Source organism: Komagataeibacter melomenusus, assembly GCF_013155395.1.
In the GTDB taxonomy this organism is placed as follows: Bacteria; Pseudomonadota; Alphaproteobacteria; order Acetobacterales; family Acetobacteraceae; genus Komagataeibacter; species Komagataeibacter melomenusus.
In genome coordinates this window covers 41179-56032 of the sequence record NZ_JABJWC010000005.1, presented here as the reverse complement: position 1 = coordinate 56032, position 14854 = coordinate 41179, and the positions used below count along the sequence as shown (strand labels likewise).

Here is a 14854-nt window from a genome sequence, read left to right as displayed (position 1 = left end):
CTCAGAACCAGCTCCGCACGCCAAAGGTAAGGCGCAGCGCCCCGCTCTCGCCATGCTGGTCATGCACGATGCGGCGGGCCTGTGTCAGATACCCCGCATAGGATACGGCCACATAGGGTGCGAATTTGCGCCAGACCTCGTAGCGCAGGCGCAGCCCCGCATCCACATCGGAAAGCCCGGCCCCCACCTGCCGCGCCGGGTCGGATTTGGTATAGAGATTGAACTCCGCCTGTGGCTGCAAGATGAGCCGGTTGGTGAGCAGGAAATCGTATGATCCCTCGATACGGGAGGCAAAGCGCCCCCGGTCGCTGACATAGGCGGTGGCCTGGAACTCGAACTGGTACAGCGCCAGCCCCTGTACGCCCAGCGCGCCCCATGTGCGGGTGGGGCCATCATCAATATCGGCGCGGACACCCGCCTGCACGTTCCAGTAGGGCGAGACCGCGCGGCTGTACAGCAGTTCGTGGTCGCCATCATGCAGGCGGCCATGCTCGAGCGTGCCCTCCGACTTGAGCCACAGCCGGTTGTAGTCGCCACCGTACCAAGCTTCGCCATCCCAGCGGAAATCGGTGCCACCGGGTGCGTAACGCCCCTCAAGCTGATCGAGAATGCCATGAAGGTAGCGGCCCTGGTCCATGACCGGCTTCATCCCGCCCACATAGGCCACGGGGGCGTTGGTGGGGGCATCGGCAGCGTGATAGGCGGGCCCTGGCGGGGGCTTGCGCAGGGTTGCGGTCGCGGTTTTCCGGGCCGTGGTTATAGTCTGGCCATGGGTTTGGCTCCGGGCCAGCGCGGGCAGGGCTGTGACAGGTAGCAGCAGGGCTGCGGCAAGGAGTGCGCGCCTCATTCCACGATCACCGTGCGGAACATGCCCGTTTCCATATGCAGCATGAGGTGGCAGTGATAGGCCCACAGTCCCGGCGCATCTGCCGTGACAAGATAGCTCAGCTTCGAGCCGGGCTGCGAGATGAGGGTGTGCTTGTAGGGGCGGTAGGCGCCCTGTCCGTTTTCAAGTTCGCTCCATAATCCATGCAGGTGAATGGGGTGCTCCATCATCGTGTCGTTGATGAGGGTAAAGCGCACGCGTTCGTTGCGCCTGAGCCGGATCGGCCCTGATTCGGAAAATTTGCGCCCGTTGAAGCCCCAGATATAGCGCTCCATGTTGCCCGTGAGGTGCATGATGATTTCGCGCGTGGGCGGCCTCGGGTCGGTGCCTGGCCGGGTGGCGCGCAACTGGCTGTAGCTGAGCACGCGGCGGCCATTATGCTCCAGCCCGTCGCCGGGACTGGCCAGGCGGTCGGTCGGCATGCGGGCGATGTTCTGGTTTTCCACGTTCAGGGGCGGGGGGCCGGGATCGTCCACTTCCAGCACGGGCGCCATGTCGGCGGCGGGTGCGTCATGGTCCATTGTCCCGGGTTTGTGCAGGTGGGCGGCAGGCATGGGCAGGCTGTGCCCGTGCCCGTGTCCACCCAGCGCCGTTGGTGCGGGCTGCATGTCCTTCATGTCCATGTCATCCATCGCGCCCTCTTCGTGGCGCGGCATGGGCATGCCGCTCATGGGGGGCTGCGTTTTATGATCGGCCATATCCATGCCGGCCATTGCGCTGCCATGCCTGTGCCCCGGCATGGCCATGCCGTGCATGCTTTCGCCGGGTTTCATGTCGCCCATGCCCATATCGACCATGGTGCGCACCGGGCGTGGGTCCATGGGGGGGATGGGGCCGCTCATGCCCGGTTGCGGGGCCAGCGTGCCCCGGGCGTAGCCGGTGCGGTCTTCGCTCTGGGCAAAGATGGTGTAGGCACGCGCCTGCGTGGGCTGCACGATCACGTCATAGGTCTCGGCCACGCCTATGCGGAATTCATCCACCGGCACGGGTTCGACCGCATTGCCGTCGGCGGCGACCACCAGCATTTCCAGCCCTGGTATGCGGATGTCGAAAAAGGTCATCGAGGCGCCATTGATGAAGCGCAGCCGCACCCGCTCGCCGGGGGTGAAGATGGCATTCCAGTTCATGTCGGGCGCATGGCCGTTGAGCAGGTAGGTATAGATCACGCCCGTTACGTCAGCGATGTCGGTTGCGGCCATGCGCATGCGCGACCAGGCCAGCCGGTCCTTCAGCGCGGCCAGCGTGCCGCCTGCGGCTCTGGCCTCGCGCGGGAGGGAGGCCAGCGTGCGCTGGCGGAAGACATAGTAGTCATCCTGCATCTTGAGGTTGTCCAGCATGTCCATGGGCGAGACATCGCTCCATTCCGACAGCAGGATAACGTAGTCACGCGCGCAGGGCTGCGGGTCGGGCGCGGGCGGATCAATGACGATCGCGCCATACAGCCCCTGCGCCTCCTGCATGCCGGAATGGCTGTGGTACCAGTACGTGCCGCTCTGGGTTATGGGAAAGCGGTAGGTAAACGTCTTGCCAGGCGCAATGCCCGCAAAGCTCAGCCCCGGCACGCCATCCATGGCGGCGGGCAGGCGCAGGCCATGCCAGTGGATGGAGGTCTCTTCATCCGCCAGCGTGTTGGTGACGTTGATGCTTACCGTATCCCCCTGCCGCCAGCGCAGGATGGGGCCGGGCACGTCCCCGCCAATGCAGGGCGCATGCAGCACCTTGCGGTCGATTTCAATACGGGTGCGGCCCACGCGCAGGTCCCAGCGTGGGCGGGCCACGGGGGGAATTTGGCCAGCAGTTGGCGTGCGGGCCAGAAGCGGGCGGGGCAGGGCGGCCACAAGCCCCCCTGCGCTCAGCCCCGTTACAAAACGGCGACGGCTCAGGCCGCCCCGGTTGCGAGACGGAATCAACATAGGAAAAATCCGACAAGGAAACAGGTCAGTCAGAGCCCGCCCCGTACCAGACAGGACAGGCGCCGAAACGCGGTGACGTGTTCAGATGTTGCGGATTTTGGGCGGTCGCAGGGGCGGTAGCCAGTCGCCACCCACAGCCGGAGCCTGCCGGGTGGCGATGAAAGCCCGTGTTCCCTCGGCAGACAGGCCGGTCAGGCGCTCGGCCACGGGTGGCGCAGGCATGTCCGACAGGCCCGCATGCACATGGCAGCACGGGTCCTGGCTGGCGGGGGCGGGATCGTGGCGGGCATGATGCATGTGGGCCATGTGCATCATGTGCGCGGGGGTCATGCAATCAGGCGCCATGGCGCAGGCCGTGGCCAGCGGATGGGCGTGGGCGACGGGGGCGGAAACGGCGCCGGGAAACAGCCCCGCCTGCATCAGCAGCCAGACCAGCAGGCCAATCCATGTCCGGCCCCGTGCCGTGAACATTGCGCACTCCCATCCGCCGTGAGGCGTTGCAAACTGCTGCCCATAATACCCATGGGGGGCATGAAGGGAAGCTTTTTATGCCCGCCCGCCCGTGGCTTTGTCAGATTTCAAGAAGCTTCAAAGAACGCCGCCTTTTTGGATCAAAGACGGCACCCGGAAACTTTTATGATTTTATCACAGCCTGCCTGCGCACCAGTCGGGTCGCGATCAGCATCACCGCCAGCGTTACTCCCCATGCCACGAGCTGGATGCCCATGGGCCGGTCGGAATACCCCACCAGTGCCTTGGCGGCGCGCCCCACCATGCTGCCGTCAGACAGCAGCCACGATGTATCCCACACCTCGTAGCCCAGAGCGGGCACGATATCATCGCCCGCCAGCAGGGCTGCGGCCTGGCTGGCCATGCCTGCGGCCAGCAGGGCGATGAGCAGGCCGGTCACGGCAAACAGGCGGTGCAGCGGGATGACGATCAGCCCGCGATACAGCAGCCACGACATGCCGCCGCCCGCCACAATGCCCAGCAGGCCCCCCACCAGCATCGGCACCGGGCCGGAATGGGTCGAGACGGCAATGCCATACAGGAACAGCACCACCTCTACCCCCTCGCGCAGTACCGCTACGGCCACCACCACGGCCATGGCCGCAAGCGAGCGCTGGCCGGTGGCCACTTGCGCGCCCAGCGCCTTCATGTCGCCTGCCATCTCGCGCCCGTGCCGGGTCATCCAGATATTGTGCCAGCCCAGCATGACCACCGCGATGCACAGGATGGTGGCCGAGAATACATCCTGCCCGTTGCCCGACAGCGCCGCCGAGAGGCTGCCCGCAAACGCCGCCACCACCGCAGCCCCCGCCACGCCGGCGGCTATGCCGCCTGCCACCCAGCGCCCCCTTCCCGCTATGCCCTGCGTTGCCGCGAGCACGATGCCGATGATCAGGCCCGCTTCCATGACCTCACGAAAAACGATCAGCAGACTTCCAAGCATGTTCAGGGCTCCTGCGTTACGGTAACGGTGCCCGTTGCCTGGTCGGGATGGTAATCATCGAAGAACTTGTAGGTGCCCGGATGCAGCGGCCCGGCATGGACCGTAATGGTGCTGCCCGGCACCACGATCTTCTCGAATTTCAGGTCATAGCTTTCGAACTCGTCCGTCGTGTCATCCTGGTTGTCCAGCATGATGAGGAAGCGCGTGCCAGCAGGCACCGTAAAATGGTCCGGGCTGAAATGATGGTCTTTCACCACCAGGTGCACGGGGTCCTGCGCCCATGCCGGTGGGGCGGACAGGAGGGCCGCAAGCCCGAGGCAGGACAGGATGGTCGCATAACGCATGAACAGACTCCGCGTGGAATGGCGGCAAGATATTGCGACTTATTATCACTGTCAATTTCACTCTTGCCACCCGCGGTGTCCTGTCGTGTCGATGCGGGGCTGGCATGCGTGGATGGAGGCCGGAAAAAGGTATGTCCTGTTGACATCTTTTGGCGGCGCCATAAAAGGTTTCATTTATATACACCTTAATGGAGGCCAGAATGGCGCCGCCGCTCGATGACACAACCCGCAGCATCATCAAGGCCTGCGTGCCCGCGCTTGAAGCGCATGGCCTGGCGATCACGACTGAAATGTATCGCCGCCTGCTGGCCAATCCTGCCATCCGCGACCTGTTCAACCTCTCGCATCAGGAAGATGGCGCGCAGCCCAGGGCGCTGGCGCTGGCCGTGCTGGCCTATGCCCGCAACATCGACACCCTTGGCGCCATGGCCGGGGCTGTCGAACGCATTGCTGAAAAACATGTGGGCCTGAACATCAGGCCCGAACACTACCCGTATGTGGCCGAGGCCCTGCTTGGCGCGATTGCGCAGGTGCTGGGCGATGCGGCAACACCTGAAATTCTCGATGCATGGGGCAAGGCCTACTGGTTCCTGGCCGATATCCTGATCGGGCGGGAAAAACAGATCTATGAAGCCCATGAGGCAGCTCCCGGCGGCTGGGTGGGGTGGCGGCCCTTTTGCGTGCAGGCCCGCAAGGCCGAGAGCGAGAGCGTGACCTCCTTTGAACTGGTGCCTGAAGATGGCGGGCCGGTGATGCGGCATGTGCCGGGGCAGTATCTCAGCTTCCGGCTCGATGTGCCGGGGCATGGCAGTGAACGGCGCAATTACAGCATCTCGTCAGCGCCCTCCGCGCAGGGCTACCGCATCAGCGTGCGCCGCATCGATGGTGGCGTGGTGTCGGACTGGCTGCATGACAGCGTGCGTGAAGGCAAGGTGCTGCAGGTTTCCGCCCCCGCCGGTGCGTTCACGCTCGCGCCTGCCACCGGGCCGATCGTGTTCCTGAGCGCGGGGGTGGGGTTGACGCCGTTCATGTCCATGCTGGCGGAACTGACGGGTCGTGACGCGCATCCCCCCGTTCATTACATCCACACCACCCGCACCCCGCGCACGGAAGCCTTTGGCCAGACCATTCGCGCGTTGGCTGCGAGCGGGCAGGTGCAGGCGGATCTGTTCTACACCCGGCAGGTCCCGCAGGCTGCTTCACCCGTGCCGGGGGTAACCTGCCATGAAGGGCGCATCACGCCCGCATGGCTACAGGGCAGGGTGGACCCGAAGGCGACGTGGTACATCTGCGGCCCTGACGGCTTCATGCGCGACATGGTGGGCGCGCTGAAGGAAGCGGGCGTGCCGCCTGCGCAGATCCACTACGAATTCTTTGGGCCTGCCGATGATCCGGCGCTGTGAGTTAGGCAGTTACTGAAAAACAAAGAAGTTTTTGGTGAAGCTTTTTTCAAAAAGCTTCGAGAGAACGCCGCCTTTTTGAAAAAAGGCGGCACCCGAAACCTTTTGCTCTTTTTCGGTAATCATCGGGCACGCTGCGGGCAGATCAGGCGGAACCAAACAGGTGGCCATTCCCTTATCGCCAGTATCCGCATCGCGCGTGCTGCCGGGCGGGTTCCTGTCTCCCGGCCCGGAAGGTCCGCTGCCATGATTACCGTATATCATCTCGACAATTCGCGTTCGCAGCGCATTTTATGGCTGCTTGAGGAACTCGAACTGCCCTACGAGATCCACTTTTACAAACGCGACCCCAGAACCATGCTGGCCCCAAAGAGCCTGCGCAACATTCACCCGCTGGGCAAGGCCCCGATCATTACCGATACCGAGGGCGACGTGACGCTTGCGGAAAGCGGGGCCATTATCGAATATCTTGTCGAGCGCTACGGTAACGGGCGCCTGCAGCCCGAACGCGGCACGCCCGCGCATGTGCAGTTCCTGTACTGGCTGCATTATGCCGAGGGCTCGGCCATGCCGCCGCTGCTGCTCAAGCTGGTGTTCGGCCTGCTGCCCACGCGCGTGCCCTTTGTCATCCGCCCTATTGCCAGCCTGATCGCAGGCGGGGTGCAGTCACGCCTCATCAATCCGCAACTCAAGCTGCACATGGATTTCTGGGAGCAGGCGCTGAGCCGGAGCGAATGGTTTGCCGGCAAGGACTTCACCGCAGCCGATATCCAGATGAGCTTTCCGCTGGAGGCCGCCGCCATGCGCGCCGGGGCGCTGGGCGGCAGGCCGCATGTGGGGGCCTTTTTGCGGCGCATCCATGCACGGCCCGCCTATCAGCGTGCGCTGGTTAAGGGCAGTGCCTATGCCTTTGCCTCGGCAGGGGACGGCCCTGCCTGAGGGCATGGCCGCGGTTTACGCCCCACCTCGGTTCGTATTAAGTGCGCGCAGTCCTTCCGCGCGCCCGAGGTTCCATGATTCGTCTCGACAGTATTAGCAAGCATAATGGCCAGCGTCTGGTCTTCATCGAAGCTTCGGCTGCGTTGCAGAAGGGCGAGAAGATCGGCCTCGTGGGGCCAAACGGGGCGGGCAAGACCACGCTGTTCCGCATGATCACCGGGCAGGAGGAGCCCGATGAAGGCCAGATCCTGACCGATCGCGGCATCACCATCGGCTTTTTCAGCCAGGATGTGGGCGAGATGGCGGGCCGCAGCGCCGTGGCCGAGGTGATGGAGGGTGCGGGTGCGGTATCGGAGGTCGCCTCCGAACTCGCCACGCTCGAAACGGCCCTGGCCGACCCCGAACAGGCCGACCAGCTTGACGCCATTCTCGAACGCTTTGGCGAAGTGCAGGCCCGCTTTGAGGAACTCGGCGGCTACGCGCTCGACAGCAGGGCGCGTGAGGTGCTGCATGGGCTGGGCTTCAGCCAGGAGATGATGGATGGCGATGTCAGCCGCCTTTCAGGCGGGTGGAAGATGCGCGTGGCCCTTGGCCGCATCCTGCTCATGCGCCCTGATGTGATGCTGCTCGATGAGCCAAGCAACCATCTTGACCTTGAAAGCCTGATCTGGCTGGAACAGTTCCTGGCCGGTTACGATGGCGCGCTGCTCATGACATCGCATGACCGGGCGTTCATGAACCGGGTCATCAACAAGGTGATCGAGATTGATGGCGGCAACCTGACCAGCTTTTCGGGTGATTACGAGTTCTATGAACAGCAGCGCGCCCAGAACGAGAAGCAGCAGCAGGCCCAGTTCGAGCGCCAGCAGGCGGCACTGGCCAAGGAAATCAGCTTTATCGAACGTTTCAAGGCGCGTGCCTCGCACGCAGCCCAGGTGCAGAGCCGGGTCAAGAAGCTCGAAAAGATCGACCGCGTCGAGCCCCCCAAGCGCAGGCAGGCGCTGAGCTTCGAGTTTCCGCCCCCGCCGCGCTCGGGCGAGGACGTGGTCAAGCTGCGGGGCGTGGACAAAAGCTATGGCAGCCGCGTGATCTACCATGACCTCGACCTGCTGATCCGCAGGCGCGAGCGGTGCTGCGTGCTGGGTGTGAATGGTGCTGGCAAGTCCACGCTGCTCAAGCTCGTCACCGGCGCTACCCAGCCCGATGCGGGCACGGTTACGCTGGGTGGCAGCGTGAAGCTGGGCTATTTCGCCCAGCACGCCATGGACCTGCTTGATGGCAGCCGCACGGTGTTCGAAACGCTGGATGATGCCTTTCCGCTGGCAAGCCAGGGGTCGCTGCGCGCGCTTGCGGGCAGCTTCGGCTTCTCGGGCGATGAGGTGGAGAAAAGCTGCCGCGTGCTGTCCGGCGGCGAAAAGGCGCGGCTGGTCATGGCGCTGATGCTGTATGACCCGCCAAACTTCCTGGTGCTGGACGAGCCGACCAACCACCTCGACATCGCGACCAAGGAAATGCTCATCGCGTCGCTCGCGCAGTATGAAGGCACGATGCTGTTCGTCTCGCATGACCGGCACTTCCTTGCCGCCCTGTCCAACCGGGTGCTGGAAGTCACACCGGGTGGCATCCACCAGTATGATGGCGGCTATACCGAATATGTTGCCCGCACCGGGCAGGAAGCCCCCGGCCTGCATGCCTGATCCGGCCATCGACCCTTGAAAATACCATTGGGGGGTATAAAGTCAGGACGGTGAGCATGAGGAGCGCCACCGTGGTCCAGACTGTCAGTTTCCCCGTTGGCGGCATGAGTTGTGCCGCCTGCGCCACGCGGCTTGAAAAGGTGCTCAACCGGCAGGCGGGTGTGCAGGCCACGGTCAATTTCGCCACCGGCCGGGTGCAGGCCGATGTCGATGACCCCGCAACCGCGCTGCCCGCCATGGTCGCGGCCATTGGCAAGGCGGGTTTTACGGTTGCCGAAAGCAGCGTGGACCTGTCGGTTACCGGCATGAGTTGTGCCGCCTGCGCGGCACGGGTCGAGAAAATCCTCAATCGTCTGCCGCTGACACAGGCCAGTGTGAATTTTGCCACCGGGCGCGCGCATGTCACGTACATGCCCGGCGTGAGCGGGCCGGAAAGCTTTGTCGCCCGCATCCAAAAAGCCGGTTTTGGCGCGACCATGGTGGATGATGCGGCCCCTCGCCCCGACCCGCACGCCCTGCGCATGCAGGCGTGGCGCAAGGAGTACCGCCAGTTTGCGCTCACCCTTGTGCTGGCGCTGCCGTTTGCGGTGCAGATGCTGGCCATGCTGGCGGGCATGGGCTTCATGCTGCCCGGATGGGTGCAGGCTGCACTCGCCACGGTGGTGCAGTTCTACTGCGCGCGCCAGCTTTATCCGCGCGCGTGGCGGGCCGTGCGGGGCGGCGCTGCCAACATGGATGTGCTGGTGGTGCTGGGCACGGGCATCGCCTATTTCTTCAGCCTGGCCGTGCTGCTCCTGCGCCTGCCGCAACCGCTGTATTTCGAGAGCAGCGTTGCCATCATCACGCTCATCTCACTGGGCCGCCTCATGGAAAGCCGCGCGCGCGACAGGACGGCGGCGGGGCTGGAAAGCCTGCTGAAACTCCAGCCCGCGCTGGCCCATGTGGAACGCGATGGCGTGGTGCATGACTGCCCGGTGGAACAGGTGCGCGTGGGTGACGTGTTTGTCGTGCGCCCTGGCGAGAGCCTGCCGGTGGATGGCACGGTGCTTGAGGGCGCATCGGATGTGAATGAAGCCATGCTGACCGGCGAGAGCCTGCCCGTGGCCAAGCAGGTGCATGACATGGTGTTTGCGGGCACGCTCAACACCACCGGCAGCCTGCGGGTGCAGGCCACCGGCGTGGGGGCGGATACCGCGCTGGCCCATATCGTGACAATGGTGGAGCAGGCGCAGGGCAGCAAGGCCCACGTGCAGCGCCTGGCCGACCGGGTGGCGGGCGTGTTCGTGCCGGTGGTGCTGGTGCTGGCGGTGCTGACCTTTGGCGTGTGGTGGGCGGTGAGCGGGCAGGTTGCGCCCAGCCTCATTGCCGCCGTGTCGGTGCTGGTCATTGCGTGTCCGTGTTCGCTGGGGCTGGCCACGCCCACGGCCATCATGGTGGGCACCGGGCTTGGCGCGCGCGCGGGCATCCTGTTCCGCAATGCCGATGCGCTGGAACAGGCCCAGAAGCTCGATACGATCATGCTCGACAAGACCGGCACCCTGACCGAGGGCACGCCCATGGTGCAGGACATGCAGCCCGCGCCCGGCGTGGACCCGGGCCTGCTGCTGGAGGTGGCCTGCACGCTGGAGCAGGATTCCGAGCACCCGCTGGCCCGTGCCATCATGGCGCATGCCGCAAGGCTTGGCGTGCGGCCCGGCATGCTGGCCGATTTTCAGGCCATGCCGGGCATGGGGGTTGCGGGCATGGTGGATGGCGTGGCCGCCTGCCTCGGCGCGCCACGCTTCCTGGGTGCGCGCGGCATTGCGCTGGACCCTGATGGGGCGGACGGTGTGGCGGGCGCGGGGCGCACCGTGATCGGCGTGGCGCGGGCGGGGCATCTGCTGGGCTATATCACCCTGTCCGATACATTGCGGCCCGATGCGGTGGCGAGTGTGTCAGCATTCCGGGCGGCGGGCATCCGGGTGGTCATGCTTACGGGTGACAGCCCGCAGGCAGCCGCCCCCATCGCGGCGGCCGTGGGGGTGGATGACTGCCACGCGGGCGTGCTGCCCGGCGACAAGGCGCGGATCATCGAACAGTACCGCGCGCAGGGCCATGTGGTGGGCATGGTGGGCGATGGCATCAATGATGCCCCGGCGCTGGCGGCGGCCGATGTGGGGTTTGCCATCGGGGCGGGTACAGCCATCGCGCGCGAGACGGCGGATATCGTGCTGATGAAAAACGAACTGGCCAGCGTGAATGATGCCATCTCGCTCTCGCGCGCCACATTGGCCAAGATCCGGCAGAACCTGTTTTTTGCGTTCATCTATAACATTCTGGGCCTGCCGCTTGCTGCCTTCGGCCTGCTCAACCCCATCGTGGCGGCGGCCGCCATGGCCATGAGTTCGGTCTCTGTGGTCAGCAACGCGCTGCTGCTCAACCGCTGGAAGCCGCGCGCCCGATAGTGCAATCCTGTTACGGTCTGTTCCGCGTGCGTGTGCTCGCCTATGCTGTTTCCAGTTGCATGAGCCAGCATGATTCAAGGGATGGACGACGACGCGTGGTAACCAGACATAAACAGCAGGGCACAGACCCTGCCTCCTGCACGCAGTGCGCCCCGCCGGATGACAGGATCGTGGAACAGCCGCACAAGAAAGCCCTGACCAACCGCGTGCGCCGCATTGAGGGGCAGGTGGGCGGCGTACTGAACATGATCGAGAATGACCGCTACTGCGTGGATATCCTGACCCAGATCTCGGCGGTCAAGTCAGCGCTGGATGGGGTTGCGATCCAGATCCTGTCCTCTCACGCCAAGGGCTGTGTGCGCAAGGCAGTGCAGGAAGATGGGGGCGAGGAAACGATGGAGGAACTGCTCGGCATCATCCGCAAGCTGATCCGCTAGGCGTGATCCTGATGTGAATGGAAGATGCTGCCTTGGCTGGAAAAAGGCGGCATCTGGCCATGTTCGTTCCATGGTCATCAGGAACGGAACTGGGTGACGACGTCTCTTTGCTACGGAGTAATGAAAATGACCATACCGCCTGATTATGCAAAAGTGCGCGAGGTATGCCCCATTTGTAGCCAGGGATGGGTGCTCGTTGCACGGGACAACGCGACACATGCCCTTTTTTTCCGCTGCGATGAATGCGGAAGTGAATGGGAAGATGCCCGGAACATCGAGGATGAATCATCAAGAAGGAGAGATGATTATTACGATTGGGATTTTGTAGAAAGCAGGGAACTGGCAACAAATAAAGTCTATAAATACGTCATCAATAAAATATCAAAGAACTGGTAATGTATCGTGGCCCCCCTGATGCTTCAGGGGTGCCTATTGCCATCATGTTCCACATCCCTGCGTTTGCGCGCATGGCGGCGTTACAGGCCCAGCGCCATGCGGCCTATGGCCGGGTCATCGGTAAAGAAGCCATCAAGCCCCAGATCGAGATGGCGCCGGATTTCGGCAATCGCGCCGGGTACGTTGCGCGCGCTGTCGCCATTGCCATTGCGTAGCTGGGCGGGCAGGAAATGGTTCTCGGGGCGGAAGGTGTAGGAATGCACCAGCAGCCCTGCGGCGTGGGCATCATCGATCAGGCTGGTGGGGGCAAGCCACGCGCCTGCGGCATCACGCGGAATGATGTCATCATTCGAGGGACCGATCACATCCGCATAGGCCCGCACGCCACGCAGGCCATCGGGGGTCATGAAATCGCCAAACGTGGCGGGGCTTGCCGTGCCCAGCGTGTCGGGCACCGTTTGCGTGCGTCCGCCCATGAGGAACATCAGCCGCGCCTGCGGGTTGATGGCCTGCACCTTGCCATGGAGCAGGCGCAGGTTCGCCGTCTCGAAGGACTGGACCTCGAGCGGGCAGTAGCGGGTGTAGTCGTGGGCTGCGATGACGCGCAGGAACGTCTCCTCCGGCGTGTGGCCGAGGTGATGGAAATGCGTTGAATTCTTTATTTCCGGTATCAGCCCGATCATGCGCCCGCGGGTTGCGGCCTCGGCTGCGACAAAGTCGATCACTTCCTCAAATGTCGGAATATCGAAATGCCCGTCATAGCGGGTGTTGTGGGCGCGGAGCGTGGGCAGGCGTTCACGCGCGCGCAGGGTCTTGAGTTCGGCTAAGGTAAAGTCGGTCGTAAACCAGCCGTCTTCCGCCTTGCCATCGATGGTCATGGTGCGGCGGCGGCTGGCAAATTCCGGGTGGGCGGCCACGTCGGACGTGTCAGCAATATTGCTTTCATGGCGGGCTATGAGCACGCCATCACGCGTGGGCACGAGGTCGGGCTCGATATAATCCGCGCCATCGGCAATGGCGCGGGCATAGGCCGCGAGCGTGTGCTCGGGCCGCAGGGCCGATGCCCCCCGATGCGCCATGACAGCGGGCACCGGCGCCAGAGATGGGTTGGCAAAAGCGTGCCGGGCTGTCAGCGCGGCCATGCTTGTCAATGTGCCTGTCATGGCCTGTCTACGGGTCAGCATGCCTGTGTCCTTATTAAAGCGCGCGTCAATTTTAAGCCGGAATACGCAGGGGGCAATGGGGCCGTACAGACCTGAACGGTGGTGAACCGGGAATTCCATATGACAGTTTAATGAAAGTTATACCACAAAGCGAGAAACCGCTTTTTTCGATTGTCACCCTGTCATGACCGCCCCTGGCGCCCGTTAACAGGAACCATGATACATGACAGTCCGCTTCCGGTGTGATTTCCGTGCTTTTTTACTTGTTACGGCTGGCACGGCCAGTCTGGTCATGCCATGGGCGCGCGCCGAGGCCCGGAGCATCCATATTGCCGCCCAGCCCATGGCGCGGGTGCTTGAGGCGTTAGGGCGCCAGACGGGCCAGAACATCGTTTTCACGCCGCGGCAGGTGGCACATATCCAGGTGGAGGCCGTCAATGGCAACATGACGGCGGCACAGGCGGTCCGGCGCGTGCTCGCCCTCATTCCCATGAGTGCCTTTGACCACAAGGGCCTGTACAAATACCTCGATGCCTATGGCATCAGGTCTATCCGGGCATTACGCTCAAATACGAAGTCATGAACCTGGCCAACTGGCAGCCACGCTACGTTACCGGCGATCATCTGCAATATGTTGATGAAATGGATAATTACGGTCGCGCCGTTTATTTCCATGTCGTTTTCAACTGACGGACCATGTGCCTGCGGCAGTGTTTTCAGGAGGTTTTCCCCACCGGGCCTGGTCATAACCCGCTCTGGAACTGAAATGAACCGGCATGCAGGCGCCATGTTCATGGAAAGCTGAAATAGTAATGATACTTTTCAAATACATATTAAACACTTTTTATAAATCAGCACGCGTCATGTCATCATAACGGCCTCTTTTCATGGTCCTGTCGGCCGGGCAGGCCCACGTGGTTGTGGTGACGAGCACTCTGGTCATGTCACTATATTTTTACAAATCATGTCTTGCCCGTGGAGCCGCCACTTTTACTCATGGGATGTGAAGCTGCTATACGCGGAGATAGGGGTATAAAAGGTTGCAGGACTGCAGTAAGTGGCGGTATCGATATAACACTATTGCATCCCGCACGGTCATGCCTGTCTTCCGGCATTCCTGCTGGACCAACGTGCATGAGAGGCGACCCTAGATGGCTGCAGAACGGCCCTGTTTTCCTACCAGTATTCATCGTTCCACCCCCAACGCCATCAGGCTGAACCGGGCGCTGCGCATGTCGCGCCGTGATGCGCTGCTCGGTGCGTTCGGGGCTGCCGTTGTCGTAACGGGCAGCAGGCAGGGCCTTGCCGCCACGGCGGAGCAGGACACGGTCGTGCCGCTGTTCATGGCCCTGTCGCAGCGCCTGACGGACCGTGACACCCTCGACCCGCGCATTGGCACTGCGCTGTGTGCCGGCATCATCCATGCCGTGCCCGAGCGGCGTGACCAGATCCAGAAACTGCATGACTTCATGACCGGCGGCAACTTTACATCGGCCCATGCGCTCGCCGCCGCCGCCGAGCATCAGGACCCCGTGTTCAAGGCTGTCATCCAGGATATCCTGACCGGCTGGTATCGCGGCCTGGCCGACCACAAGGTCGTGGTCTATCGCTCCGCGCTGATGTTCGACATCACCAAGGATGCGATCTACCCCAAGACCTATGCAACGGGTGGCCCGTTCTACTGGACCCAGACCCCGCCGGAAGTGGCGGTGCCGACTGGCGAACCCGCCCTTTCGCCGTCGAAACTCGTGATCGAACCTACCTGATATCCGGAGCCTTTTT

Annotated in this window: 15 protein-coding genes; 8 read left to right on the top strand and 7 right to left on the bottom strand. The window is 63.2% G+C overall.

Annotated elements, in window-relative coordinates; genetic code table 11:
* Position 1: 1 nt before the first annotated feature.
* The 5 genes from HNW77_RS03345 to HNW77_RS03325 all read right to left on the bottom strand — a co-directional run bounded on the left by HNW77_RS03345 (position 2) and on the right by HNW77_RS03325 (position 4596).
* Positions 2 to 847 carry a copper resistance protein B gene (locus tag HNW77_RS03345; protein ID WP_172155396.1) on the bottom strand — a complete coding sequence of 282 codons (846 nt, stop codon included), beginning with the start codon at positions 845 to 847 and terminating at the stop codon, positions 2 to 4.
* Entirely contained in the window at positions 844 to 2799 is a 1956-nt protein-coding gene (locus tag HNW77_RS03340) for a copper resistance system multicopper oxidase (protein ID WP_172155394.1), read from the bottom strand. The genes HNW77_RS03345 and HNW77_RS03340 overlap by 4 nt, the downstream gene beginning before the upstream one ends.
* Positions 2800 to 2880: 81 nt before the next feature.
* Positions 2881 to 3270, bottom strand: a complete 390-nt coding sequence (locus HNW77_RS03335) for a hypothetical protein (protein ID WP_172155392.1) — start codon at positions 3268 to 3270, stop codon at positions 2881 to 2883.
* 163 nt (positions 3271 to 3433) lie between these two features.
* Positions 3434 to 4252, bottom strand: coding sequence for an FTR1 family iron permease (locus tag HNW77_RS03330; protein WP_172155390.1), 819 nt, complete (start codon positions 4250 to 4252; stop codon positions 3434 to 3436).
* A 2-nt stretch (positions 4253 to 4254) separates the two neighbouring features.
* Complete coding sequence (locus HNW77_RS03325; protein ID WP_172155388.1) at positions 4255 to 4596, bottom strand: cupredoxin domain-containing protein; 342 nt, start codon at positions 4594 to 4596, stop codon at positions 4255 to 4257.
* Between the two features lie 200 nt (positions 4597 to 4796).
* On the opposite strand from HNW77_RS03325, the gene hmpA reads away from it, so the two are divergent.
* Complete coding sequence (gene hmpA, locus HNW77_RS03320) at positions 4797 to 5999, top strand: NO-inducible flavohemoprotein (protein ID WP_172155386.1); 1203 nt, start codon at positions 4797 to 4799, stop codon at positions 5997 to 5999.
* Between the two features lie 9 nt (positions 6000 to 6008).
* Here the strand turns inward: hmpA and HNW77_RS03315 are convergent, their stop codons facing one another.
* Positions 6009 to 6260, bottom strand: coding sequence for a hypothetical protein (locus HNW77_RS03315; protein ID WP_172155384.1), 252 nt, complete (start codon positions 6258 to 6260; stop codon positions 6009 to 6011).
* Between HNW77_RS03315 and HNW77_RS03310 the strand changes: the two genes are divergently transcribed.
* The 5 genes from HNW77_RS03310 (at position 6243) to HNW77_RS03290 (ending at position 11909) form a co-directional block, all read left to right on the top strand.
* Positions 6243 to 6935: a glutathione S-transferase gene (locus tag HNW77_RS03310; RefSeq protein WP_172155382.1), complete on the top strand. Its 693-nt coding sequence runs from the start codon at positions 6243 to 6245 to the stop codon at positions 6933 to 6935. The two genes, HNW77_RS03315 and HNW77_RS03310, sit on opposite strands and share 18 nt — an antisense overlap.
* Before the next feature lie 74 nt (positions 6936 to 7009).
* Positions 7010 to 8632 carry an ABC-F family ATP-binding cassette domain-containing protein gene (locus tag HNW77_RS03305; RefSeq protein WP_172155380.1) on the top strand — a complete coding sequence of 541 codons (1623 nt, stop codon included), beginning with the start codon at positions 7010 to 7012 and terminating at the stop codon, positions 8630 to 8632.
* A gap of 56 nt (positions 8633 to 8688) precedes the next feature.
* Complete coding sequence (locus HNW77_RS03300) at positions 8689 to 11076, top strand: heavy metal translocating P-type ATPase (protein ID WP_187353156.1); 2388 nt, start codon at positions 8689 to 8691, stop codon at positions 11074 to 11076.
* A gap of 167 nt (positions 11077 to 11243) precedes the next feature.
* Positions 11244 to 11513 (top strand): metal-sensitive transcriptional regulator, encoded by a 270-nt coding sequence (locus HNW77_RS03295; protein ID WP_408886759.1) that lies wholly within the window; start codon positions 11244 to 11246, stop codon positions 11511 to 11513.
* A gap of 24 nt (positions 11514 to 11537) precedes the next feature.
* Positions 11538 to 11909: a hypothetical protein gene (locus HNW77_RS03290; protein ID WP_172155376.1), complete on the top strand. Its 372-nt coding sequence runs from the start codon at positions 11538 to 11540 to the stop codon at positions 11907 to 11909.
* 80 nt (positions 11910 to 11989) lie between these two features.
* Here the strand turns inward: HNW77_RS03290 and HNW77_RS03285 are convergent, their stop codons facing one another.
* Positions 11990 to 13093 (bottom strand): glycerophosphodiester phosphodiesterase family protein, encoded by a 1104-nt coding sequence (locus tag HNW77_RS03285; protein ID WP_172155375.1) that lies wholly within the window; start codon positions 13091 to 13093, stop codon positions 11990 to 11992.
* Positions 13094 to 13295: 202 nt separating this feature from the next.
* On the opposite strand from HNW77_RS03285, the gene HNW77_RS03280 reads away from it, so the two are divergent.
* A complete protein-coding gene (locus tag HNW77_RS03280; RefSeq protein WP_172155374.1) occupies positions 13296 to 13655 on the top strand; it encodes an STN domain-containing protein in 360 nt (119 codons plus the stop codon).
* Between the two features lie 568 nt (positions 13656 to 14223).
* Positions 14224 to 14838: a sorbitol dehydrogenase family protein gene (locus HNW77_RS03275; RefSeq protein WP_172155373.1), complete on the top strand. Its 615-nt coding sequence runs from the start codon at positions 14224 to 14226 to the stop codon at positions 14836 to 14838.
* The last annotated feature ends 16 nt before the right edge of the window (positions 14839 to 14854 follow it).